General features: G+C 69.7%; 22 protein-coding genes and 1 pseudogene. 8 read left to right on the top strand and 15 right to left on the bottom strand.

What is annotated here, in order from left to right:
- The first annotated feature begins 5 nt into the window (after positions 1-5).
- The 4 genes and pseudogenes from FHR84_RS08930 to FHR84_RS08940 all read left to right on the top strand — a co-directional run.
- Entirely contained in the window at positions 6-755 is a 750-nt protein-coding gene (locus FHR84_RS08930; protein ID WP_179535027.1) for a M15 family metallopeptidase, read from the top strand.
- A 170-nt stretch (positions 756-925) separates the two neighbouring features.
- Positions 926-1,423, top strand: coding sequence for a DUF3995 domain-containing protein (locus FHR84_RS08935; protein ID WP_179535028.1), 498 nt, complete (start codon positions 926-928; stop codon positions 1,421-1,423).
- A 98-nt stretch (positions 1,424-1,521) separates the two neighbouring features.
- Positions 1,522-1,797, top strand: coding sequence for a hypothetical protein (locus FHR84_RS23220; RefSeq protein WP_343075236.1), 276 nt, complete (start codon positions 1,522-1,524; stop codon positions 1,795-1,797).
- Between the two features lie 4 nt (positions 1,798-1,801).
- Positions 1,802-2,707: pseudogene (locus FHR84_RS08940) on the top strand (erythromycin esterase family protein); the annotation flags it as partial.
- A gap of 38 nt (positions 2,708-2,745) precedes the next feature.
- On the opposite strand, the gene FHR84_RS08945 reads toward FHR84_RS08940, so the two are convergent.
- Genes FHR84_RS08945 through FHR84_RS08955 form a run of 3 tightly spaced genes read right to left on the bottom strand, consistent with a single transcriptional unit; the run spans position 2,746 to position 3,589 of the window.
- Positions 2,746-3,141 (bottom strand): hypothetical protein, encoded by a 396-nt coding sequence (locus tag FHR84_RS08945; protein ID WP_179535029.1) that lies wholly within the window; start codon positions 3,139-3,141, stop codon positions 2,746-2,748.
- Positions 3,138-3,377 carry a hypothetical protein gene (locus FHR84_RS08950; protein WP_179535030.1) on the bottom strand — a complete coding sequence of 80 codons (240 nt, stop codon included), beginning with the start codon at positions 3,375-3,377 and terminating at the stop codon, positions 3,138-3,140. Before FHR84_RS08950 ends, FHR84_RS08945 begins: the two co-directional genes overlap by 4 nt.
- Positions 3,374-3,589, bottom strand: a complete 216-nt coding sequence (locus FHR84_RS08955) for a hypothetical protein (RefSeq protein WP_218862594.1) — start codon at positions 3,587-3,589, stop codon at positions 3,374-3,376. The genes FHR84_RS08950 and FHR84_RS08955 overlap by 4 nt, the downstream gene beginning before the upstream one ends.
- Before the next feature lie 123 nt (positions 3,590-3,712).
- Between FHR84_RS08955 and FHR84_RS08960 the strand changes: the two genes are divergently transcribed.
- Complete coding sequence (locus FHR84_RS08960) at positions 3,713-4,561, top strand: helix-turn-helix domain-containing protein (protein ID WP_179535031.1); 849 nt, start codon at positions 3,713-3,715, stop codon at positions 4,559-4,561.
- Positions 4,558-4,749, top strand: coding sequence for a DUF397 domain-containing protein (locus FHR84_RS08965; protein ID WP_179535032.1), 192 nt, complete (start codon positions 4,558-4,560; stop codon positions 4,747-4,749). The genes FHR84_RS08960 and FHR84_RS08965 overlap by 4 nt, the downstream gene beginning before the upstream one ends.
- 121 nt (positions 4,750-4,870) lie before the next feature.
- On the opposite strand, the gene FHR84_RS08970 is transcribed toward FHR84_RS08965, so the two are convergent.
- Together FHR84_RS08970 and aceB are read right to left on the bottom strand one after the other, a co-directional pair.
- Positions 4,871-6,130: a DUF6986 family protein gene (locus tag FHR84_RS08970; protein ID WP_179535033.1), complete on the bottom strand. Its 1,260-nt coding sequence runs from the start codon at positions 6,128-6,130 to the stop codon at positions 4,871-4,873.
- A gap of 157 nt (positions 6,131-6,287) precedes the next feature.
- Positions 6,288-7,889 (bottom strand): malate synthase A, encoded by a 1,602-nt coding sequence (gene aceB / locus FHR84_RS08975; protein WP_179535034.1) that lies wholly within the window; start codon positions 7,887-7,889, stop codon positions 6,288-6,290.
- A 334-nt stretch (positions 7,890-8,223) separates the two neighbouring features.
- Between aceB and FHR84_RS08980 the strand changes: the two genes are divergently transcribed.
- The gene (locus FHR84_RS08980) at positions 8,224-9,030 is read left to right on the top strand and encodes an IclR family transcriptional regulator (RefSeq protein WP_179535035.1); all 807 of its coding nucleotides are present in this window, start codon (positions 8,224-8,226) and stop codon (positions 9,028-9,030) included.
- 49 nt (positions 9,031-9,079) lie between these two features.
- Here FHR84_RS08980 and FHR84_RS08985 read toward each other — a convergent pair whose 3' ends face one another.
- From FHR84_RS08985 to glmS, 7 genes are all read right to left on the bottom strand, one after another.
- Positions 9,080-9,235 (bottom strand): hypothetical protein, encoded by a 156-nt coding sequence (locus tag FHR84_RS08985; RefSeq protein ID WP_179535036.1) that lies wholly within the window; start codon positions 9,233-9,235, stop codon positions 9,080-9,082.
- A 199-nt stretch (positions 9,236-9,434) separates the two neighbouring features.
- A complete protein-coding gene (locus FHR84_RS08990) occupies positions 9,435-9,968 on the bottom strand; it encodes a hypothetical protein (RefSeq protein ID WP_179535037.1) in 534 nt (177 codons plus the stop codon).
- 234 nt (positions 9,969-10,202) lie between these two features.
- Positions 10,203-10,685: a tRNA (adenosine(37)-N6)-threonylcarbamoyltransferase complex ATPase subunit type 1 TsaE gene (gene tsaE, locus FHR84_RS08995; protein ID WP_179535038.1), complete on the bottom strand. Its 483-nt coding sequence runs from the start codon at positions 10,683-10,685 to the stop codon at positions 10,203-10,205.
- Positions 10,682-11,779 (bottom strand): alpha/beta fold hydrolase, encoded by a 1,098-nt coding sequence (locus FHR84_RS09000; RefSeq protein ID WP_179535039.1) that lies wholly within the window; start codon positions 11,777-11,779, stop codon positions 10,682-10,684. Before FHR84_RS09000 ends, tsaE begins: the two co-directional genes overlap by 4 nt.
- Positions 11,776-12,921, bottom strand: a complete 1,146-nt coding sequence (gene alr / locus FHR84_RS09005; RefSeq protein ID WP_179535040.1) for an alanine racemase — start codon at positions 12,919-12,921, stop codon at positions 11,776-11,778. Before alr ends, FHR84_RS09000 begins: the two co-directional genes overlap by 4 nt.
- A gap of 40 nt (positions 12,922-12,961) precedes the next feature.
- Positions 12,962-14,515 carry an NAD(P)H-hydrate dehydratase gene (locus FHR84_RS09010; protein ID WP_179535041.1) on the bottom strand — a complete coding sequence of 518 codons (1,554 nt, stop codon included), beginning with the start codon at positions 14,513-14,515 and terminating at the stop codon, positions 12,962-12,964.
- 347 nt (positions 14,516-14,862) lie between these two features.
- Entirely contained in the window at positions 14,863-16,722 is a 1,860-nt protein-coding gene (gene glmS / locus FHR84_RS09015) for a glutamine--fructose-6-phosphate transaminase (isomerizing) (RefSeq protein ID WP_179535042.1), read from the bottom strand.
- Positions 16,723-16,846: 124 nt separating this feature from the next.
- Between glmS and FHR84_RS09020 the strand changes: the two genes are divergently transcribed.
- The gene (locus FHR84_RS09020) at positions 16,847-17,665 is read left to right on the top strand and encodes a dienelactone hydrolase family protein (protein ID WP_179535043.1); all 819 of its coding nucleotides are present in this window, start codon (positions 16,847-16,849) and stop codon (positions 17,663-17,665) included.
- Positions 17,666-17,761: 96 nt separating this feature from the next.
- Here FHR84_RS09020 and FHR84_RS09025 read toward each other — a convergent pair whose 3' ends face one another.
- The 3 genes from FHR84_RS09025 to FHR84_RS09035 form a co-directional block, all read right to left on the bottom strand.
- Positions 17,762-18,214: a hypothetical protein gene (locus FHR84_RS09025; protein WP_179535044.1), complete on the bottom strand. Its 453-nt coding sequence runs from the start codon at positions 18,212-18,214 to the stop codon at positions 17,762-17,764.
- A gap of 7 nt (positions 18,215-18,221) precedes the next feature.
- Positions 18,222-21,074 (bottom strand): hypothetical protein, encoded by a 2,853-nt coding sequence (locus FHR84_RS09030; protein WP_246300406.1) that lies wholly within the window; start codon positions 21,072-21,074, stop codon positions 18,222-18,224.
- A gap of 203 nt (positions 21,075-21,277) precedes the next feature.
- Complete coding sequence (locus FHR84_RS09035; protein ID WP_246300407.1) at positions 21,278-21,580, bottom strand: type VII secretion target; 303 nt, start codon at positions 21,578-21,580, stop codon at positions 21,278-21,280.
- Between the last annotated feature and the right edge of the window lie 684 nt (positions 21,581-22,264).

Genomic DNA, 22,264 nt, shown 5'->3' on the forward strand with positions numbered 1-22,264 from the left:
TATTCATGAGAGCGAGACGAAGAGGACGCGGGGCGGTGGGTCTGCTCGGCGCGTTCGCCCTGAGCCTCGGCCTGGTGAGCGGTGCGAGCGTGCTCGCCCCGGCACCCGCCGCCGCGGACTCCTGCTACACCTGGGGACAGACTCTGTCCCAGGGCGACAGCGGTAGCGACGTGCGCGAGCTGCAGGTCCGCGTGGCCGGCTGGGCCGCCTCCGGCGACCCGGTGAACATCGACGGTGCCTACGGTCCGGAAACCGCGAACGCGGTGGAGCGGTTCCAGCGTGGCTACGGCCTGTCGGTGGACGGCGTGGCGGGCCCGGAGACCTACGGTCAGATCTACGACCTGCAGGACGCCGACTGCACCCCGGCGCACTTCGCGTTCTCCGAGTTCACCTCCAACGACGGCAGCGGATTCTCCGGAGGGAACACCAGCACCTCCAACGTGCGCACCAACGTGCTGCGCAACATGTGGAAGCTGGAAGCACTGCGGCACAAGCTGGGCGACCGGCCGCTCTACGTCAGCTCCGGCTTCCGCAGCGTCTCGCACAACGACGACGTGGGCGGCGCGCCGAACAGCAAGCACACCTACGGCACCGGGGTCGACCTGACCGGTGCTCCCTCGCTGTGCGACCTGGCCCGCGAGGCCAGGAGCTCCGGCTTCAACGGCATCATCGGCCCCGGGGCGTCCGGGCACAACGACCACACGCACCTGGACACCCGCTCGGGCCGGTACTGGAACGCGCCGAACTGCTTCTGAGACGCAAGGTTTCCATCGCGGCCTGCGTAGGTGGTTACGTGGCGGAACCTCTCGCGGGCCCTCGCTGTGGGAGGTCCGACACCGGGTAGCCGCGAAAGCACTTCGAGACGGCCGTGTCGCCCGCTGCGGCACGGTCGTCGCTTCGTCGAGCAACCGATAGTGTTCGCTCCGTGAGGAGCACCGCACGGCACGGCTCGCACCTGCCGCACCACCTGGCTCTCGTGTGGGCCTTTCTGTTCGCCGCGCTGAGCGTGTTCTGGGCCTTCGGCGGGGAGACCGGCATCCACCCGCTGGAAACCCCCGATCCGACGCCGCTGTTCACACTGGTCAACCTCGTGGCGGCCGCGCTCAAGGCCGGCCTCGGTGTCGTCGCCTGGCTGGCCACCCGCGAGTGGCGGCGGCGCGCGGTGCGCGGCCTGCTGACGCTGGCGCTCTGGGGTTCCGGGGTGGTGTGCGCGCTGTACGGCGTGTTCGGCCTGGTGGGAAACGGCCTGGTGCTGGCCGGGGTCGTACCGGTCGCGGGTGGGATCAGCCGCTGGTACTGGTACTACGTGCTGCTCTGGGACCCCTACTGGGTGCTGGGCGGCGTGCTGCTGCTCGCTGCGGCGCTCCGTTCCGGCCGGCCGAGCGAGACGGGGGATCCGCGCCCCGGGGGGCGGATGTTCTGAAAGCGCACCCGAGTGCCCGTCGTCCGGGGGCGGAGGGACTCGACTCTCCGTAGAATCCGCGTTCGACCAGCAGCACCGACGATCCGGAGCTCACGCCCGTGCCAACGGAGTCGATCACGGAGCTCACCACCGAACTGCGGACTCTCGATCCCGATGCCGACGACGCCGACCTGGAAGTGCTCCGCGAGGTGGTCGGGCGGGCCAGGGTCGTCTTCCTCGGCGAGAGCGCGCACTTCACCGCCGAGTTCAACCGGATCCGGGACCGGGTGCTGCGGTTCCTGGTGCGGCGGATGGGGTTCTCGGCGCTGGTGCTCGAGTCCGGACTGCCCGAGGGGCTCGCGGTGGGCCGGTGGGTCCGGGGCCGGGCCGGGTGAGCTCGCCGACGTCGCCCGCGACGGCCTCACCTACGAGTTCGGCCGCTGCGTCGAGGTGCACGAGCAGCTGGACTGGATGCGCCGGTGGAACGCCGAGCACGAGCGGCAGGTGGGCTTCTACGGCATGGACGTTCCCGGGTGGTGCGTCTCACCGGGCCCCGGGGTCGCGGCTTGCCTGGAGCGGCTGCCCGCCGAGCCCGGCGACCGCGAACTGCTGCCGGCGGCCGACCTGGGGAGCAGGATCACTCTTCCTCCCGACCCGGCCGCCGCCCCGAGCGTGCCCGCGGGACTGGCGGAGTCGATCACCGAGCTGGTCGGTCGCGCCGATGCCGCGGGAGACACCGTGGCCGGGCAGTGCGCCCGTGGCGCGTCGCGTGTCGTGGGGTTCCTGGAGCACGGGCTCTATCCCGGTGCGGGCCGCAACCTGCGCAACGAGGTGATGGCCGAGAACCTGGAGCTGGTCCTCGAACGCGAGCAGCGCGTCCTGGTGGCGGGGCACAACGTCCACCTGCAACGCGCGCCCTCCTTCGACGGCACCACCACGGTCGGCGGCCTGCTGGCTCCCGCGCTGGGCGAGGACCTGGTCGTCATCGGCGGTACGCACGCCTCCGGGCGCATACCGGACCTCGATCCGGACGCGCCCCCCGGAGGGCGTTACTTCGCGGCGGGAGAGGAACCCCCGCCTCCGACGGAGCACACCCTGGAGGCCGCGCTCGACGCGGCCGGGCACCGGGCTCACCTGGTCGACCTGCGCCGCCTGCCGGAGGAGGCCCTCGCGGGCTCCACCGCCCTCCGGGCGCAGACCCCGCACCACACCGTGCTGCTGGACACCGCACCGCGCGAGGCCTTCGACGCCGTGTGCCACGTGCACGCCGTCCACCCCGCACGGGGGGCCGCGGACGTCCCCTGACATCGCGCCTTCGCCGGTTCCGGACCCGTGCTCGGGGTTCACCGGAGGCGGTGGAGCCCGTCGAGGACGCGGCGCATGAGCACCAGCTCCGGATGCTCGGACTCGCGGTCGGCACCGCTGCCGACGTTCGCCGCGGGAGCCGGTGCTGCCGGTTCCGGCGGTGCGGACGGTGTGCCGGGGCGTGGTGGACCGAGCCCGAACAGGTGCGGACGCCGGTCGGGGTCGTGCGGCGGCCAGCGGATGGACTCGGTGGTGGGCTGTTCGGGGCGGAAGAGCGATTCCGGTTGGAGCGCTGCCAGGCGTCGGGCCGCGCCTCCGCTGCCGCCCGCGTGGCGGGGTCGGTAGCTGACGCGGTTGCCCCAGACGCCGAGCACGACCGCCGTGCCCGCCAACAGCACCACCGTGCTCAGCAGCATCGCGGGGTGCGTGCTCATCCCGGCTCACCCCGCTCGCGCGGTTCGTCCAGGTCCACCGCGGTGGGTGGATGGCCGCCGAAGGCGAGCGTCGCCGCGTAGTCGCGGAGCTCCCGGGCCAGGCGCTCCAGCACCCCGGCGGTCTCGGCGCACCTCTTGGCCGTGGCCCTGCCCGCCGAGATGTCGTAGGAGGCCTGCTCCAGCTCCCACTGCTCGTGTGCCAGCACGATCGCCAGCCTTCCCGCGTGAGTGGTCACGACACCTCACCCCCGCCCCGCAGCGCCGCGTCCAGCACGTCGCGCAGCTCACGCGCCTGCTCCACCGTCCACAGCGTCCGGTGGTAGATCGTCGGCGTCCGGATCCGGATCCGCTCACCCACCCGGGAGACCCGCAGTGCCGACGGACCGGACTCGTCCCGGCAGGGCACCCGCACCCCCGGACCCGACAGGTCGCTGGATCTCGACGACATGTCACTACCTCCTCGTAATGCTGTATCCCTGTATCGCAATCCAGAGTGCTGGATTGGATTACATCCGTGCAATCGCACGTTCGAGTGGTGATCTTTACGGTCGACACCAGCTACGATTGGTTTATGAACCGATCCAAACCGAGCAGCCCGAAAGCGCGCTCTCTGGCCGCTGAACTGCGTAAAGTTCGTCAGGATGCCGATGTCGGCGTCCGCGAACTGGCTCGCAGGATCGGAACATCACACGGCTGGGTAACTAGAACCGAATCCGGTAGTCGTTCGATCAGTGTCGAGGACGTGACCAGCATCCTGGCAGCGTTGGAGATCTCCAGCGGCGAACGCGAACGTCTCGTCGACATGGCGCGTGAGGCGGACCAGCCGGACTGGCTGCGTCCCGGCATCCCCGGAGTCCGGGAAGAGCTGGTGACGCTGATCGAATACGAACGCACGGCTACCCACATGATTCAGGGCGCTCCCCTGCTGCTGCCGGGCATCCTTCAAACAGCCGACTACGCACGGGCGATCATGGCCGGGCTGCCGGTGGGCGAACGTGAGGCCAAGGTCGGAATGCGCGCCGCTCGGCGCGATGTGCTCACCAAAGTGCAAGCACCGATCTTCGAGGCGTTCATCCTGGAACACGTCCTGCGTGACTCGGTGTGCGATCCAACGGCCCATGCCGACCAGCTGCGCCACCTGCTCAAAATGTCCGAGCTGCCGAACGTCTCGATCCGGGTGCTGTCCAGGGACTCGGGCTGGACACCCCTGCACAGCGGTCATTTCATCCGCTTCGAATTCGGCGACGCAGCACCGATCGTGCACCTGGAAACGCTCGGTTCCGGGGTCTTCCTCTCGTCTCCCGGAGCTATCTCCAGCTACACGGAAGCCGTAGGTAGCCTCCGGCAGGCAGCGATGACCGAGCAGGAAACGACCGAGTTCATCGCTTCCCAGATGGAGCGACTGGAGGAGACCACATGACGGCACCTGTCGAAGGATGGCGCAAAGCGAGCTACTCGTCCCGCGAAACGGATTGCGTCGAGATAGGCCGCATCGACGACGGCGCCGCCGTCCGGGACACCAAGAACCGCGCGGCGGGCTACCTCACCACCACCGGCCGGCAGTGGTCGGCGTTCATCGACGCCGTCAAGGCCGAACGCTTCGGCTGAACCTGGCCGGACCACGGCGAACACGAAGAAGGCGCCTCCGGAGAACCACGACAAACTCCGGAGGCGCCGTCCATTTCCGCTGAATCACCGCCCACGCACGGAGCACGGCGATCCGGGAAAACTACACCCGCCCGAGCCGCCGCAGCTCGGACTCGGAAACACCGGTCATCCGGGCGACCTCGTCCGCGTCGGTGGCTCCGTTGTCCAGCGCCCGCACGAACGAGGCGGCCAGCGCCCGCGCGGTGGCGGGCTCGTCCAGCACCGCTCCCTCGGTGGCCGAGACGTAGGCGGCCAGCCGGGCGGCCTCGGACTCGGCCGACTCCCGGAACTCGGCGAACACCGCCGCGTAGCGCGTCACCAGCTGCGCGGGGTGCAGGTCCCAGCCCTGGTAGAAGCCGTGCTCCAGCGAGCGCCGAACCAGCCCGTAGTGGGTCCGCCAGCCGTGCCGCACCTGCTCGGCATCACCCACCGGCAGCACGTTGGTGGACCCGTCGGACAGGAAGATCCCGGTGCCCGCGGCCGAAACCTGCATCACGTGCCTGGCGAAGTCGCAGGCCCGGTGCGCCAGGTGCTGGTGGGCCGCCGTGAGCCCGCAGCCTGCCGTGTAGTCGTAGGTTCCGAAGTGCAGCCCGCTGATCCTGTCGTCGCCCGCACCGATGAACCTCGGCAGCGCCAACCTGCCCTCAGTGTCCACTATGGACTGAGTCGTCTCCACCTGGATCTCGAAGCGCAGCGCGCCCGCGGCGAGCCCGAGGGTGTGCTCCAGCATCTCGAGGATCCCGACGAACGTCTCGACCTGGCGCACGTCGACGACCTTCGGGAAGGTCAGCAGGAACCCCTCCGGCAACCCGCCGTGCCGGGCGAGCAGCTCGGTGAGGAAGACGTCCAGCGTGCGCACCGAGCGGGCGCGCAGCTCGGGGTCGTCGAAGGACTTCACGCGCAGCCCGAAGTTGCCGGGGGCCGTGCCCTGACGCAGCCACTCGGCCACCACCCCGGCGGTGCGCTCGGCGTCGGCGTCCTCCGCCTCGTCACCGGGCGCGCCGTAGCCGTCCTCGAAGTCGATCCGCAGGTCCTCCACCGGCGAGTCGTGGAGCTTGGCCCGCACCCGCGGCAGTATCTCGGCGGCACGCCGCTCGGAGACGTCGACGATCCCGGCGAACTCCGCCGCGCTGGGAGCGTGCTCGTCGAGCGCGGCCAGGGCCCCGTCTCCCCAGTTCCGCAGGGTGTCGGCGTCGACCCTGCCCGCGGGGACGTAGCAGGTGTGCACCGGCTGGCGCGCCGCGGTGGTTCTCCGGAACCTGGCCGCGATCCGCTCGTCCACATCGGTCAGCGGCGCCAGCCGTACGTCCACATCCGCCCGGTTCAACGAGGTCCTGGGCACTTGTCCTCCTTGCAGTATTTCTCGGCTCAGAGAGCCTCGGTTTTCCGTTCGGCGACAGCTCCGGAAGGGCTGAACCCGTGAGCGGCGAAGAACGGAACCTCGGAACGCCCCCGCGGTGGCCGCCCGGAGCACCCGGGGCGGCCACCGTCGTGGTCGTTCAGTCGATCTGCTCGTAGGCGGGCAGCGTCAGGAAGTCGACGAACTCGTCGGCCACCGCCACCCGCTCGAACAGCTCCACCGCCCGATCGAGGTTCTCGGTGGGGAAGCCCTCCTCGGCGCGGAGCTGCTTCTCCGTGTCGGCGAGCACCTGACGCACCAGGTCCTTGGTGACCTGCTGACCGTCGTTGAGCACGATGCCGTTGTGCAGCCACTGCCAGATCTGCGAACGCGAGATCTCGGCGGTGGCGGCGTCCTCCATCATGTTGTGGATGCCCGCGGCTCCGTTCCCGCCGAGCCAGGACACGATGTAGCGCACCCCGACGTCCACGGCCGAGCGCAGCCCCTCGAGGGTCTTGTCACCGGGGGTCTCGGCGGTGTTGAGCAGGTCGTCCGCGGACACGGAGACGTCAGCGCGCTTGCGGTCGAGCTGGTTGGGCTTGTCCCCCAGCACCGCGTCGAACTCCTCCTTGCACACCGACACGGTGTCCGGATGAGCCACCCAGGAACCGTCGAAGCCGTCGTTGGCCTCGCGGCGCTTGTCGTCGTGGATCTTGGTCAGCGCCCGCTCTGTGACCTCGGGGTCGCGCCGGTTCGGGATGAACGCGGCCATGCCGCCGATCGCGAAGGCGCCGCGCTTGTGGCAGGTGCGCACCAGCAGCTCGGTGTAGGCCCGCATGAACGAGGCGGTCATGGTCACGCTGTTGCGGTCGGGCAGCACGAACTCCGACCCCGCGGAGCGGAAGGTCTTGATCACGCTGAACAGGTAGTCCCAGCGCCCCGCGTTGAGCCCGGCACTGTGCTCCCGCAGCTCGTAGAGGATCTCCTCCATCTCGAACGCGGCCGGGATGGTCTCGATGAGCACGGTGGCGCGCACCGAGCCCTGCGGAACACCGAGCTCCTGCTGGGCCTGCACGAACACGTCGTTCCAGAGCCTCGCCTCGAGGTGGCTCTCCATCTTGGGCAGGTAGAAGTACGGCCCGGTGCCGCGGCGCAGCCCCTCCTGCGCGTTGTGGAAGAAGTACAGGCCGAAGTCGACCAGCGCACCGACAACGGGCTCGCCGTCGACGAGGATGTGGCGCTCGTCGAAGTGCCATCCGCGGGGGCGCACCAGCGGAACCGCGTGCTCGACGTCGTCGCGCAGCTTGTACTGCTTGCCGTTCGAGTTCAGCTCGACCTGCTTGCGGATCGCGTCGTACAGGTTGACCTGGCCGGAGACGACGTTGTCCCAGTGCGGGGTGTTGGCGTCCTCCAGGTCGGCCAGCCAGACCTTGGCTCCGGAGTTCAGCGCGTTGACGGCCATCTTGCGGTCGGTCGGACCGGTGATCTCCACGCGGCGGTCCCGCAGCGCGGGCGGCGCCTCGGCGACCTGCCAGTCGGACTCGCGGATGTGGCGGGTCTCCTCGAGGAAGTCGAGCCTGCCGGTGCGGGCGGCCTCGTCACGACGCTGTTGGCGGCGGGCGAGCAGCTCGTCGCGCCGGGCGCCGAAGGACCGCTGCAACCGCGCGACGAAGTCGAGCGCTTCCGGGGTGAGGATCTCGTCGCCGCGCTCCACTGGACCGCCGAGGACCTCAACGCCCTGTGCCGGGGTCGTTCGGGACATGAGTCCACCTCTTTCTGGTGCCGGGTTACAGACGGTGGCTGGTGACACAGCTTGCCGCGCCGACGGCTCCCTCGCACCCCTCGGAACGAGTTCGCTACTGGCTCGCGGTACACCCGTTATGTTTTTTGCATCGTGGAGGTTAGTTTCCACATGTCGTCATAGACAAGATGAGCTGGACCACCCGAAGCACGAAGGAACGTGCGAAACACCGGCCACCGAGGGCTCAGCGGAGCGTCCGCCGAACGGCGGACGGCTACACTGGTTCATCGCCGTACGGTGGGCGGAACCGGCCCACCGACGAGGCCGAGCACCACACGGGAAGAGGAAGACTGGGATGGCGGCTGGACAGGACGCGAACGGCACCGGCACCGATCGCGCCAAACCCACTCAGGGCGGCGTTCAGTCGGTCGAACGCACCTTCGAACTGCTGGAACTCATGGCCGACGCGGGGGGCGAGGTGACCCTCAGCGACCTCGCCGAGGCCTCCGCGCTGCCGTTGCCCACCATTCACCGGATCATGCGCACGCTGGTCCGCGCCGGATACGCGCGCCAGCAGCCCTCCCGCAGGTACGCCCTGGGGCCGAGCCTGATCCGGCTCGGCGAAACGGCCAGCCGCACGCTCGGCTCCTGGGCCCGTCCCTATCTGTCCGAACTGACCGAGGCCACCGGCGAGACGTCCAACATGGCGGTGCTCGACGGGGCCCAGATCGTCTACGTCTCCCAGGTGCCCTCGGGACACTCCATGCGGATGTTCACCGAAGTGGGCAGGCGCGTGGACGCGCACGCCACGGCGGTCGGCAAGGCCGTGATGGCGACCATGCCGGAGGACAGCGCGGTCCAGGTGCTCAACCGCACCGGGATGCACCCGCAGACCGAACGCACCATCACCGACGTCGGGACGATGCGCGAGGAACTCGAACGCATCCGCGAACTCGGCTACGCCCTCGACGACGGCGAGCAGGAGGTCGGGGTGCGCTGCTACGCGGTGGCGATCCCCGACGCGCCCGCTGCCTCGGCGATCTCCATCAGCGGCCCCGAGGCGCGGATGAAGCGGATCGCGGCGGAGGACGTGGTCCCGCTGATGCGCAGGCTGGCCACCGAACTCGGCAACGAGCTCAGCGCGGCGGGGGAGCCGACCTGAGGCCGCGCCTCGGCGCACGCGCGAGCGCACGAGGCTCCGGACAGGCGGCTCAGTCCCGGAGGAACACCCGCGGCAGTTGCCGCTCGGCGTCCAGGAGCTCGGCGCCGAACCGCTGCCCGTCCGCGGCGAAGTCGGGAACGGCGGCGACCTCGCCCGCCTCGTCCGCCGCGGGAAGCGACTTCGCGCCTCCCCCGCGCGATCTCACCGAAGTAGACGTAGGCGGCGTTGGCTTGGCTGTCCAGGCAAGCACGTGGGTGATCCATTCGCGGCTCCTGCCGAGAGCCGCCCCACCCACGTCGACATCCCGTCCGAACGAGCACAGCGCCCCGAGGTCCAACGGACGCCGGGGCGCTGTCGTGCCGGTGCTCCCCACCCGTCATCGGGTGGCGGACGGTACGGCGGTCTCAGGCCTGGCTGACCGGGGTGACCTTCAGCTCGGCACCGTGCACCGGCTCGTCGGGCCAGGCCACCTCGACGTGGTTCCGCTGGACACCGGTGGGCGTGCGGAACGAGACCGAGCCGACCGCGTTGTGCTGGCCGGTCGCGGGCTGGACGAAGTAGGACACTCCCGAGTGATCGGCGTCGATGGTGACCGCCTCGGCCACGGTGTGCTCCGCGGTGGCGAAAATCCCCGTCGCGATCTCACCGTTGGGCTGGTAGAACCTCACGTTGGTGGGGAATCCCTGCATCAGGCAGTGGGTGTCGGCGTCGGCGGCGGTGTAGTGCACCGCGAATGCCTGCTGCCCCGCCCCGCCGTGCGGATCCTTGGTGATGTCGATGGACAGGTCCCCGGCGGTACACGAGGAAACCGGCGCGGCGGCCCGCGAGGAATCCTGCTGGCCCTGCGTCGCGGCCGTGGCACCGAAGGCCGTGCTCACCATAGCCCCTGTTGCCAGCAGGGTAGCGGCGATGCTGGTGGTAATCGTCGAACGTTTCACGGGAAAACTCCCTGTCGCACATCATTGGAACGATCTGTTCGATCGAATTTCACCCCGGAGGACGGGAATTCAAGAAACGTGGTTCATCGTCGGTGAAACAAGTCACACAAAAACAACCCGAACAATAAATCAATTTTGATGACGACGACAGGGGAACCGGGACCCGATTCGTCCCTTTCTGGGAGGACCATTTTTCGGCGCCCCCTGTCGCGCTCCCCCACCAGGGGAACCGCCTCACTCGAAGGCGGGCGGCAGCCGATCCCGCCAACGCCGCCCCTGCGGCAGCAGGGACAGCTCCCGCGTGTCATCCCCCCGGCGGCTCATCCGGACCAGCAGGTGGTCCTCGGCCAGCCGCTCGGCGAAACCACCGCCCCACTCCACCACGACGGCCGCTTCGGTCAGCTCCGTGTCCAGATCCAGATCGTCGAGCTCGGCCAGGGAAGTGAGCCGATAAGCGTCCACGTGAACCAGGGTGGTTCCCCGCCAGTCCGCGGGGTGGTGCTCCCGGGCCAGCACGAAGGTGGGCGAGGTGATCCGCCCCTCCACCCCCATGCCGGTGGCGATCCCACGGACGAGCACCGTCTTGCCCGCCCCGAGCGGGCCGTCCAGCAGCACGAGGTCCCCCGGCACGAGCAACGCCCCGAGCGCGGCACCGAAACGCCCGGTGTCCTCCTCGGTCGCCAGTTCGAACGTCCAGGTCGCAGAATCGGAAGTCAACTGCCGCTCACCTTCTCCGCGGAATCCGCGGCCCGCGTTCTCCGCACCGCGCGCCGCACCAGATCTCCCAAGCGGGCGGTGACCAGCTCCGCCCGTTCGAGAATCACCATATGCCCCGCCCCCTCGACCCGGACCAGCTCGGCCTCGGGCAGCTCGGCGGCTATCGCCTCCGAGTGCGCGAAAGGGATGAGCCGGTCGGAATCGCCGCCGAGCACCAGAACCTCGCAGGACCGCAGCCCGGCCAGCGCGGCCCTGCGGTCGTGCGAACCGAGCGTGTCCAGGAAGTCCGTCACGGTCTCCACCGTGGTCCCCGCGATCATCGAGTCCGTCAGCTCGACCAGCTCCGCGCTCACCTCCCGGTCCCCGAACGCCAGGCCGCGGACCACGCTCCGCGGCATCTGCGCCCCGGTCCGGCGGGCGCGCTCCACGAGACCGGGCTGCCAACCGGCCAGCAACCCCAGGGTCCTGGTGATCGGGTTGTGCTTGGACAGCCACGGCCTGGGCAGCCCGCTCGCCCCCACCTCACCGGCCGAGGTCCCCAGCAACGCCACACCACGGACCCGCTCCCGGAACAGCTCGGGGCGTTGCTCCGCCAGAGCCATGATCGCCATGCCCCCCATGGAATGGCCGACCAGCACGACGGGATCGTCGCTGGTCGTGGCGCGCAACACCGCGTCCAGATCCCTGCCCAGCTGTTCGATGGTGCTGTTGGCCCGTGCGGAACGTCCGGAACGGCCGTGGCTGCGCTGGTCGTAGAGCACGAGCCGCACCCTGGGATCGGTCGATCCGGGCAGCCCCGCACGCTGAAAACGCCAGCAGCGCGAGTCCAGGCTGTACCCGTGCACCAGGACCACGGTCAGCTCGGCCCGTCCTCCGTCCGCGGGCTCCACCTCCCGCACGGACAGCGGAACCCCGTCGTCGGCGGCGACGGTGGACCTGCGGGCGGAATCCGACTCGCCCGGCGTCATCGCACCGGGGACGCTCCCGCCCGGTACCGCTTCCCGCGCGCCCCGGGAGACGAGGCTCACCGCGGTGCCGGTCACCGCGGCGCCGAGCACCCCGGCGGACCAGGCCAACGCCCGCCGAGTCCTCATACCGGATCCTCCGCGACCAGAGTCCTGCTCACCCGGGGGCGGTACATGCCGGTGACTATCTCGTAGTGGATCGTGCCCACCTCACGAGCCCACTCGGCGGCCGTGGGCTCCCCGCTGTCCCCCGGACCGAACAGCACGACCTCGTCGCCCTCCTCGACCTCGTCGTCGTCGCAGCAGACCACGAGCTGGTCCATGCACACCTTGCCGACCACGGGGCGACGCTTCCCCCGCAGCCAGACGGACATGCGCCCGGACAACGAGCGCGGAACCCCGTCGGCGTAGCCCACCGGAACCAGGGCGAGGTTCGTCTCCGCGGGGGCCACCCACATGTGGCCGTAGGAGACCGCTTCCCCCGCCTGGATCCGCTTGGTCAGCACCACAGTGGAACGGAAGGTCATGGCCGGGCGCAGGTCGTGGCTCCCCGCCTGGGGAACGGGATCCAGCCCGTACAGCGCGATACCGGGACGGACCATGTCGAAGTGCAGGTCGGGCCGGGTGAGCAGCGCGGCCGAGTTGGCCAGGTGGCGCAGCGGGCGCAGCCCCGCGTCCACCGCGTGCTGGTGGGCGAGCCGGAACCGCCGGGCCTGCATGTCGATGGACGGATGCCCCGGTTCGTCGGCACAGGCCAGGTGCGACCAGACCGCGAAGACCTCGACCGTCCCGTCGGCTTCCGCCTTCGCCGCCTCCTCGACCAGCTGTCCCCAGTCCTCGGGGAGCGCACCGTTGCGGTGCAGACCGGTGTCCACCTTGAGGTGGATCCGGGCGGGCCTGCCGACCGCGCCGACGGCCTCCACGACCCCGCTCAGCTCCCGCGAGCTGGACACGGAGAGGTCCACGCCCGCGGCCACGGCGGCGGCGATGTCGTCCTCCCGGCGGTAGAGCCAGCACAGCACGGGAGCTTCGACACCGCCCGCGCGCAGCTGCAGCGCCTCGGCTATCGAGGCCACGCCCAACCACTCGGCCCCGGAGCGCAGCGCCGCCGAGGCGACGGCCGGAGCCCCGTGTCCGTAGCCGTCGGACTTGAGGACCGCCATCGTCCGCGCACCGGAACGGCGGGCGCGGTCGGACAGCGTCCCCACGTTGTGCCGGATCGCGGACAGATCGATGCACAAATCGGCACGGTGCGCGGCCTGGTCGTTCATCGCGGCTCATGGTCGCACAGCACCGGTGCGCTGTCGGTTTCTACCTCACCGAAGCGGTCGCGGCGGCACGGACCTCGCGGATCGCCGCCGGCACCGCGGCCAGCAGTGCCGAGGCACCGATCGGTGCCCCCACCGTCCGCTCCGCGCGGCCTTCCTCGTCGCCCCCCACGCGGGGAGCTCGCCCGCCGTGCTCGGCGGATCCGGTGGCGGCGATCTCGGCGGCCCTGGCGTGCACCAGCACGGCACAGCCACAGGCCCGCAACGGCTCCACACCGGCAGCGAGCAGCTTGCCGAGCATCCCGGTGAGCACGTCCCCCGAACCGGCCGTCGCGGGCCAGGCGTGTCCGGAAGGATGCACCAGAACCCGCCCGTCGGGTGCCGCCACGACCGTGGAGTTGCCCTTCAACAGCAGCAGCACGCCGTAGCGCCGGGCGGTCTCGCGCGCGGCCGCCACCCTGTCCTCCGGCCGCTCGCCTGCCAGCCTGGCGAACTCCCCGTCGTGCGGGGTGAGCACCAGGGGGGTTTCCGGGTCCCGCGCGTCCCACAGGGCCGCGTCACGAGCGAGCAGGGTGATCGCGTCCGCGTCGGCGACCACCGGCCTCGCCTCCTCCAGAACCCTGGCCAGCACCTCGCGGCCGTTGCTTCCCGTACCGATCCCCGGCCCGACGGCCCAGGCCTGCACTCGCCCCGTGTCACCGACCGAGCCGGTGGCCACGATCTCGGGCCAGCTCTCCCGCACCGCGTCGGCGGCGGGCCCCGCGTAGCGGACCATGCCGGAAGCCGTCCGCACGGCCCCTCCCGCGGTGAGCATCGCCGCCCCGGGGAAGCTGGCCGAACCGGCGGCCACACCGAGCACGCCCTGGCTGTACTTGTCGTCCTCCGGGGAGGGCACGGGCCACGCGGCACCGGCGTCCTCGGGGTCGAGCACCGTGAAGTCGGGCTCGTCCAGGTAAGGGATCAGCCCGATGTCGACGAGCCGCACCCGGCCGGAGCGCGCCGCCCCCTCCTCGAGCACGTGGCACGGTTTGAGCCCCCCGAAGGTGACCGTCACCTCGGCGGAGACCGCGGGCCCCTCGACCAGCCCCGTGGCCGGATCGACCCCGCTGGGCAGATCCACGGCAACCACCGGGGCCCCGACGTGCCCCACCGCTTCCGCCGCGAGCGGACGCAGCCCCCCGCGCGCGGAAAGGCCCACTACGCCGTCGACGACCACGTCACCGCGGCGCAGCGCCCCGACCGCTTCCGAAGTCAGGCCGGAGCTCCCCTCCGCCGCCAGGGCACGCCCACCTGCCGCCCGCAACGCGCGCAGTCCTTCGCCGTGCGTCCTGTCGGGGGCGAGCAGCACGGCGGTGACCCCGACCCCGCGACCACGCAGCAGCGCCCCGGCCCAGAGCGCGTCACCACCGTTGTTGCCCGCCCCGACGAGCAACGTCACGTGTCGGCCCGCGACACCGCCCGCGCGTTCGCCGAGCAGGCGCCGCACGTGCAGTGCCACCCCGTTCGCGGCGCGCCGCATGACCACCGGTTCCGCCACGGCTTCGAACAACCGCTCCTCCGCGGCCCTGATCCGGTCCGGTGTCCACACTCCGCGCATGGGCTGCTCCTTCCGAGATGACTTCGGGCGAGTTGGCCGCTTGGACGGGCCATCGGACAAGTTGACGGAGTCGCTCTCAGCCACCTGAGCAGTCGGCACCGCCGCGGGTTCCGCTCATCAGAACCCGCTGAGCAAATCGAGTCTCCGGAAGCCCTCCACTCCAACGCAAGCGCTCTGAGCCTACGCAGTCGGCACCGCCGGGGGTTCTCAGTCCCGGGTCTCGCGAGGAAGGCCCGACGTCGTGTAGAGCGCTACCCGATGTCGGGCCTCCCCGCAGCGAGACCCCGACTGAGGTTCCCCCACGGAACCACCCGAGCAAGCCGAACCGCCGACTCTCCAAAAACGGGTCACTCCACGGTCACCGATTTGGCGAGGTTGCGGGGCTTGTCCACGTCGTAACCGCGGTTGCGCGCCACCTCGGCCGCCAGCACCTGCAGCGGAACCGCCGAAACCAGCGGTTGCAGCAGCGTGGGCACGGCGGGCACCTCGATGATCTCGTCGGCGAACGGGCGCACCACGTCGTCGCCCTCCTCGGCGATGACGATGGTGTGCGCGCCACGCGCCTGGATCTCGCGGATGTTGGAGACGAGCTTGGCGTGCAGCTGTGAATTCCCCTTGTTCGAGGGCATGTTCACCACCACGGGGAGACCGTCCTCGATCAGCGCGATCGGTCCGTGCTTGAGCTCGCCCGCCGCGAACCCCTCCGCGTGCATGTAGGCGAGTTCCTTGAGCTTGAGCGCGCCCTCCAGAGCCACCGGGTAGCCCACGTGCCTGCCGAGGAACAGCACCGCCTTCGCCTCGGAGAACCGCTCGGCCAGCTCGCGCGTCTGCTCCACGGTCGACAGGGCGGAACGCACCGCCTCCGGCATGGCCGCCAACTCCTCGAACTCGCGCTCGAGCTCCTCGGGGTACTTGGTGCCCCGGGCCTGGGCCAGCGCCAACCCCACCAGGTAGTTGGCCGCGATCTGGGCGAGGAACGTCTTGGTCGCCGCCACACCGATCTCCGGGCCCGCGTGGGTGTAGAGCACGGCGTCCGACTCGCGCGGAATCTGCGAACCGTTGGTGTTGCTGATGGCGAGCACCCTGGCGTGCTGGGTGCGCGCGTGACGAACCGCCTCGAGGGTGTCGGCCGTCTCCCCCGACTGGGAGATCGCCACGACCAGCGTGTCCCGCCCGAGCACCGGGTCGCGGTAGCGGAACTCGCTGGCCAGTTCGACCTCGACGGGTATCCGGCACCAGTGCTCGATCGCGTACTTGGCGAGCAGCCCCGCGTGGTAGGCGGTTCCGCAGGCCACGACGAACACCTTTCCGATGTCCCTGAGGTCCTGTTCGCTGAGCCGCTGCTCGTCGAGGACCACCCCGTCGGAGAAGTGGCCGCGCAGCGTGTTGGCCAGCGCCTCCGGCTGCTCCTCGATCTCCTTGAGCATGAAGTAGTCGTGGCCGCCCTTCTCCGCCGCGGACAGGTCCCAGTCCACGGTGAAGGGCTTGGTCTCCACTTCCGCGCCGGCGAAGTCGGTGACCCGGTAGCCGTCCCTCGTTATGGCGACCACCTGGTCCTGACCGAGCTCGACCGCGTCCCTGGTGTGCTCGATGAAGGCGGCCACGTCCGAAGCCACGAAGGTCTCACCGTCACCGACCCCCACCACCAGCGGGGAGGAGCGCCGGGCCGCGGCGATCCGCTCGGGTTCGGCGGCGTGCGTGACCACCAGGGTGAACGCACCGGTCAGGCGGTCGGCGATCTTTCCGAGGGTCGCAGGGAGGTCACCGGCGGTCTCTCCCTCCTCGTAGGCTCGCGCGATCAGGTGAGCGACGATCTCACTGTCCGTGTCGCTGCTCAGCTCGAGCCCATCGGCCTCGAGCTCGGTGCGCAACGCCGCGAAGTTCTCGATGATCCCGTTGTGCACCACCGCGACCCGACCCGAACCGTCGCGGTGCGGGTGGGCGTTGCGATCGGTCGGTGCCCCGTGCGTGGCCCAACGCGTGTGCCCCATACCACCGGTGCCCGCGAAGTGTTCGCGCTCGGAGGCGGCGAGCCGTTCTTCCAGGTTCGACAGCGCTCCCGCGGAACGCTCGACCGCCAACGAGCCCGAGCCGTTCAGCAGGGCGATGCCCGCGGAGTCGTAGCCGCGGTACTCCAGTCGCCGCAACCCTTGAATCACCACGTCAAGAGCAGGGCGATGTCCTAGGTAACCCACAATGCCGCACACTCGACTCAGCATAGCCACGAGATGTGGTCTGAACCTGATACGCATCCACCACCCGGGTGACGGACCCCCCGTCCGACCGGTCGCTGGCACGGTGCGCGAGAAACATCCGCTACCGTTGCGAGCCATGGCCCACAACGCCAAGAAGGTGCTGCACGAGCTCGCCCAGCGCGGACCGCACGACGTACTGCACGGGGACCTCGCTCTGGTCGGACTGCCCGGCGTCGTGTGCGCGCCGCGCAGCGGGCGCGGGCTGGCGGCCATCGCGTTCGGGCACGGCTGGCTGCAGCCGCCCCGGCGTTACGTCCGGCTGCTGCGACACCTGGCCTCCTGGGGGTTCGTGGTGGCGGCGCCGGCCACCCACGCGGGACCGTTCGCCTCACACCGGATGTTCGCCGCCGACCTGCGTACCGCGCTCGACGTCTGCGTCGGAGTACGGCTCGGCGAGGGGGAGATCAGCGTCGACGAGCGCAAGCTCGGAGTCGCCGGACACGCGATGGGCGCGGGCTGCGCGGTGCTGGCCGCCGCCGAGGACCCCCGCATCCGCGCGGTGGCCGGTATGGCCCCGGCGGAGACCATGCCCTCCGCGATCGGAGCGGCGCGGCAGGTCTCGGTGCCCGGACTGCAGCTGGCCGCCGCGGGCGACCTGCTCTCCCCGGCTCGGGCCAACGCTGAGCCGATCTCCTCCGCCTGGGGCGGACCGGTGCAGCTGCGGACCCTGCGCAAGGCCGGGCATCTCGGCTTCACGGAAGGCAGGCACTGGAGCGAACTGCTGCTGCACGGCAAGTCGCACCACGGCACGCAACGGCTGTCCCGCGCGCTGCTGACGGCGTTCTTCCTGCGCACACTCGTGGGGGACAAGCGGGGGCAGCCGCTGCTCTCCTCCGATGCCGGGGGAGCGAGCATCGACGAGGAGCACAGCACGGGCGCGCTGGCCGCGGCCTGAAACCGGTGAGCGCGATTCACACGGGGCGCCGGAGCCGCCGGGTTCCCGGTGGGCGGGGAACGGGCCCGCGGACCGGGAACCGACACCTCCCCTGAATCACTGAAGCCAGCTGCGCTGGGAGAAGTCCTCCTCGTCGTCCCAGTCGTCCTCGAAGGAGCGGCGCCGGCGCGGAGGGGCCGGGGCCGCAGGCGGTTCGGCGGGTGGCTGAGCGGCAGACGCGGGAGTCCGTTCGTGCCCCCCGCTCAGGTGGTCCGCGGCATAGTCCTCGTCATCCTCGACCACGCCGATTTGCAGCTCGTTGCTGCTCTTCCCGGAATCCGGCTCCCAGGCCCCTGCTCCCCTGTCCTTCTCCGCATCGGCCACTGCCTGCCGGCTCTGCTCCAGCACCCGCTGCTTCCGATCAGCAGCCTCGCGCTCCAGCTCCCTCCGGGACTGCTCGGCCTCGGACTCCGCGGCGCTGATCTCGTCCCTGCCGTCCGCGAGGCCGTATCCCTGACGGGCGACCAAAGTCTCGACTCCCTCAGCTACCCGTTCGTTGACGAGTGCCATTCAGAACTCACCTCTCCTCGGGATCACCCAGCACCGCGCTGTACTTCCAGTCGGCGGAGGCGTCGATGCCGTCGTCGAACAGATTCCCCTCGGTGCGCCACGGGCTGTCGTTGCTGCGTTCCTCGTCGCCACCCTGTTGCCCAGCACCGCCGCCCATGCCTCCCATGGGCATCATTCCGCCACGTCCGGAACCCTGATCGTTCTGACCCGACCCGCCGGAATCCCCCATGGACGCCAGGCCGGTCGTTCCCTGTGAATCAGTCCGGTCCGCTCTGTCCTCCATGCTCGGCAACCCGGCCGATCCGGACACCTCACCCACCTTGTTGTTCGGGCGGTCGCCCCACACGCTGCCGCCGCTGTCCTCCGCGGAACTGAACAGGTCTCCGGAGAAGGCGGTGAACGTCTGGCGCGGGCCGGAATCGGACTGGGGTCCGGTGAACATGTTGTCCCCGGCCCACTGCGAAGTGGTCCGCGCGGGGGAGTCGAGCGGATCCGCGCCCTGCTGTCCGGGGGGCGTTCCCGGGTTACCCGCGTCCCGGGGGCCGGACGCCGGTTCCGCGTAGGCGTCGCGCCCGACCGTCTCCCCCGCGGAGCTCGGCGCCCCGCTCGGAGCGCCCGACGCCGGGCCGGTGGTGCTCTCCGCACCGCCCGCGACGGACGTAGCCGCGCGTTGCGCGTCGTCCCCGTTCGGCTGCGCAGCACCGCTGCTCGGCCGCGTGCCGCCGTCGCCCGGCTGCGCGGCGCTCTGGCCGGGCGCGGCGGGCCGCTCGGCCGCCGCGCCGGCGGCGACGGAATCGGGCGAATCCCCGGAACCGCTGTCCTGCCCGAAGTCCACGGTCCTGGTCTCGGGGGGCTGAGGGCTGCCGTCGTCCACGGAGAGCTGCAACCGCCCCTCCGGGGTCCGCTCCACCTCGATGGTCCGGTCGCCCTGCTCGATAACCGCGGTTCCGTCCTCGTTCGGACGAACCGTGGTTACCTGGCGAGCACCGTCAGTCCCCGCAGCGGCGGCTGACCTCCCGGGTGCCGCACCGTCCTGGCCGGGTTGATCGGACGTGGCCGCACCACCCGCGCCGGGAACGGCACCGGTTACGTCCGAAGCACCGGGCGTGAGCCGTTCTCCCGCCACGAACTCCCCGTCGGAAGAAGGCTGTGCCGCTTCCCCCGCCTGGGGTCCGGAATCCTGCTGAGCACCCGCGGAGTCGTCGAAAGCGATCTCGTAGGTCTGCGGCTCACCGTCCGGACCGATCAACGTGACTTGGGGGTTTCCCCGGTCGTCGGGCTCCCGAACGGTGATCTTCTCCTCGCCCTCCCCCAGGGTGACCTCGTCCGGGTTCTGCTCGGAGGACTCACCGTTCCCCGGCCCCGGGAGGTCTTCTTTCATCTCCCCGCCGTCGGGCACACCGGGGGGCTGCTGGTCGGCGCCTCCCGCTCCGGGAGGTCCTGCTCCCGCGGTTCCGGCCCCCGCCCCGGCACTACCGGTTCCGCTGCCACTTCCGCTACCGCTGCCATTACCGCTCGAGGTGCCGGACCTGCCGTCCTTCCCGGAGCCGTCACCGCTTTCCTCGAGGACCCCCTTGAAGGGATCATCGCTGATCTCCGCCTCTTGAAGCAGCCGCTGATAGCACTGCTCCACGGTGCGGGTGGTGTTCGAAGTCTGTTGCTCGAACTGCGTCAGCTTCTTCTGGAACTCCGGAACGAAAGAGGAGTCCAGCCACTTCTTGGCATCGTCCATAATGCCCTGGCGAATGCTGTCCACTGCGTTCTTCGCGCCCACCGTATTACCTATGACAGCACCAAAAGGACCTCCCAGCACGGCCCCTACGGCGGCGCCTTTCAGGTTCTCCCACGCACCGGAAAAAATGTCGTCGATACCGACGTCGGCCAGGTCCTCCGGCTTGAGGTCACCACGCGCCTTGCGAATCTCGTCGGCCGTCTCCTCCGGGGTCTTCCCGGAGCACTTGATCTCTTTTCCCACGTCGAGCACGAACTTCGCGTACTCACGAACCGCCTTCTGTATACCGTCCATCGCGGGAGCGATGGCTCCCGCCAGGCTCTCGACCTCGTCGATGACCACGGTTCCGCTGCTCGTGTAGGAGTTCACCTGTCCGGCCGCCGCTTCCGAGGCCTCGCCCTGCCAGGTCTCCCGAACACCGCCGAAGTCCCTCTTCATGCTGCTGCTCTGGTCCAGCAGCGCCGAGTGAACCTTTTCCAGACGGTCGGCGTCCTCACGGAAAGCGGCGAAATCTATACCACGCAGATCGTCGTACCGACGCTTGATCTCGCCTTCGAAATCCGGGCCGTTGCCCGTCCAGTCCTTGAAGTGCGGCAGAAACTTGGAGTAGTACTCCAGCCCGAGACTGCCGTCATCGAGCAACTGATCCGAATTCGGGACCCGCGAACCGCTGTTCAGGCTTTTCTGCGCCTTGTCGAACTTGTCGGAGCGCTCGGATTCCTGTTCCGCCCTTTCCTGTGCACCGGAAAGACCACCGGTCAAGGCGTCGAACGCCCCGTAAGCCGGGTTGATGGCAGTCATGGCACCGTCGGCGATGTGCCCGGCGTTGTCCTTCAGGAAACCACCAACATCCGACGCGACATCGGTGACCGTGTCCCCCACGGAGGAAAGCGCATCCGTGGCCGCGTCTCCGGCGGAGGAAAGCGCGTCCCCCGCCGAGGAAGCCACATCACCAGCGACATCGGTGACCGACGAAGCCACATCACCGGCCACGTCCCCAGCGGAGGAAAGCGCGTCCCCCGCCACGTCCCCGGCAGCGGAAGCCGCGTCCCCCAGGGAACCGGCTGCATCTCCAACGGAGGAAGCCGCGTCCCCCAAGGAACCGGCGGTTTCTCCGAGGGAAGACATCATCTCTTCACCGGAAGAAGCATCCGAACCCCCCGAGCTCCCTCCGCTCTGTCCGTACTGCTGCCCTGTCTGACCACTTTGCTGCCCGGTTTCCGATCTGACACTCGAAGCGCTCCCCGACGAACCCCCGGTCCCGGCTCCGCTCGAGGCACCTGTCGAGTTCTCGTCAGAGCTCGTGCTGCTTGTCCCCGACCTCGCCATTATCAGCTCCGCACCTGCTCGATGGTGTTGGCACCGGACCGGTCACTGTCCTGATACCGCTTACCGGATTCATCAAAATTCTGCGCGAGCCGATCGCCGAGCTCGGCGAAACTCTTTACGTTCGATTCGACCTTTTCGAGCGCTTCCTTGTAGGACGTCCCCTGTTCGTGAAATTTCCTACCGGCTTTGTCAGGAGTTACGTTGCTGGCCGCCACCTCCTTCACCTGCGAACGTATTTCTTCCGCGCTGCCCGAGAATGATTGGGCGATCCGGGATAGATCACTCCCCGACGCAGTGAATCCCATTTTCCTCTCCCTCCCGAAAGAAACTTGCTCCCGCCGAAGCCGCTCGAACCACTGCAAACCGGCTTATTCGTCCGAGTTCGATGATCGCAACCGGGAGACGACTGCCGTGATTTTTCGAACCAGCTCGTTGCAAAAGCAAATACAGGCCTTACCGGCCGGTTCGGCCACACGTTCATGCCGTTGCGCGCACGAAAGCCCTCGAACGTCCCCCCGGCTCAGCACGGCCGGGGCCGGGACACGCTTCGCTCCGGTGGTTCGCCCGCCGGGAGGGCTGCTGCCGCTGCTGGACAGGTTGTCGATACGGCGCCGCCCGAAGTGCGTACCCGAGCTGGTGGTCCCCCCGCGAACCGTGGGGATGGTGCTGCCGGGGACCGTTGCTCAACCGCTCGGTCTTTCGGTTCCCGCGCACCACGAGCGCGAGCACTGTTCCCGAAAGCACCAGCAGGATCAAATCCCAGCCGCTCATTACACACACCCCCTCCGACAACTTCGCGCAGTGCGCAGCATCCTATCGGAGACGGGGGGCGCTGATGATCAGACGAGTACGAGCACGAGGACCGCGCCGATCACCATAACGGCGATCGGGAGGAGCAGCACGTAGAGCAGATCACCGAAGAAGTAGCGCATGACCGAGCGACACCTCCGCCGGAGCGGGGTCAGCGAAAACGACTCGCTTCCCACCGA

Source organism: Actinopolyspora biskrensis (assembly GCF_013408175.1).
In the GTDB taxonomy this organism is placed as follows: Bacteria; Actinomycetota; Actinomycetes; order Mycobacteriales; family Pseudonocardiaceae; genus Actinopolyspora; species Actinopolyspora biskrensis.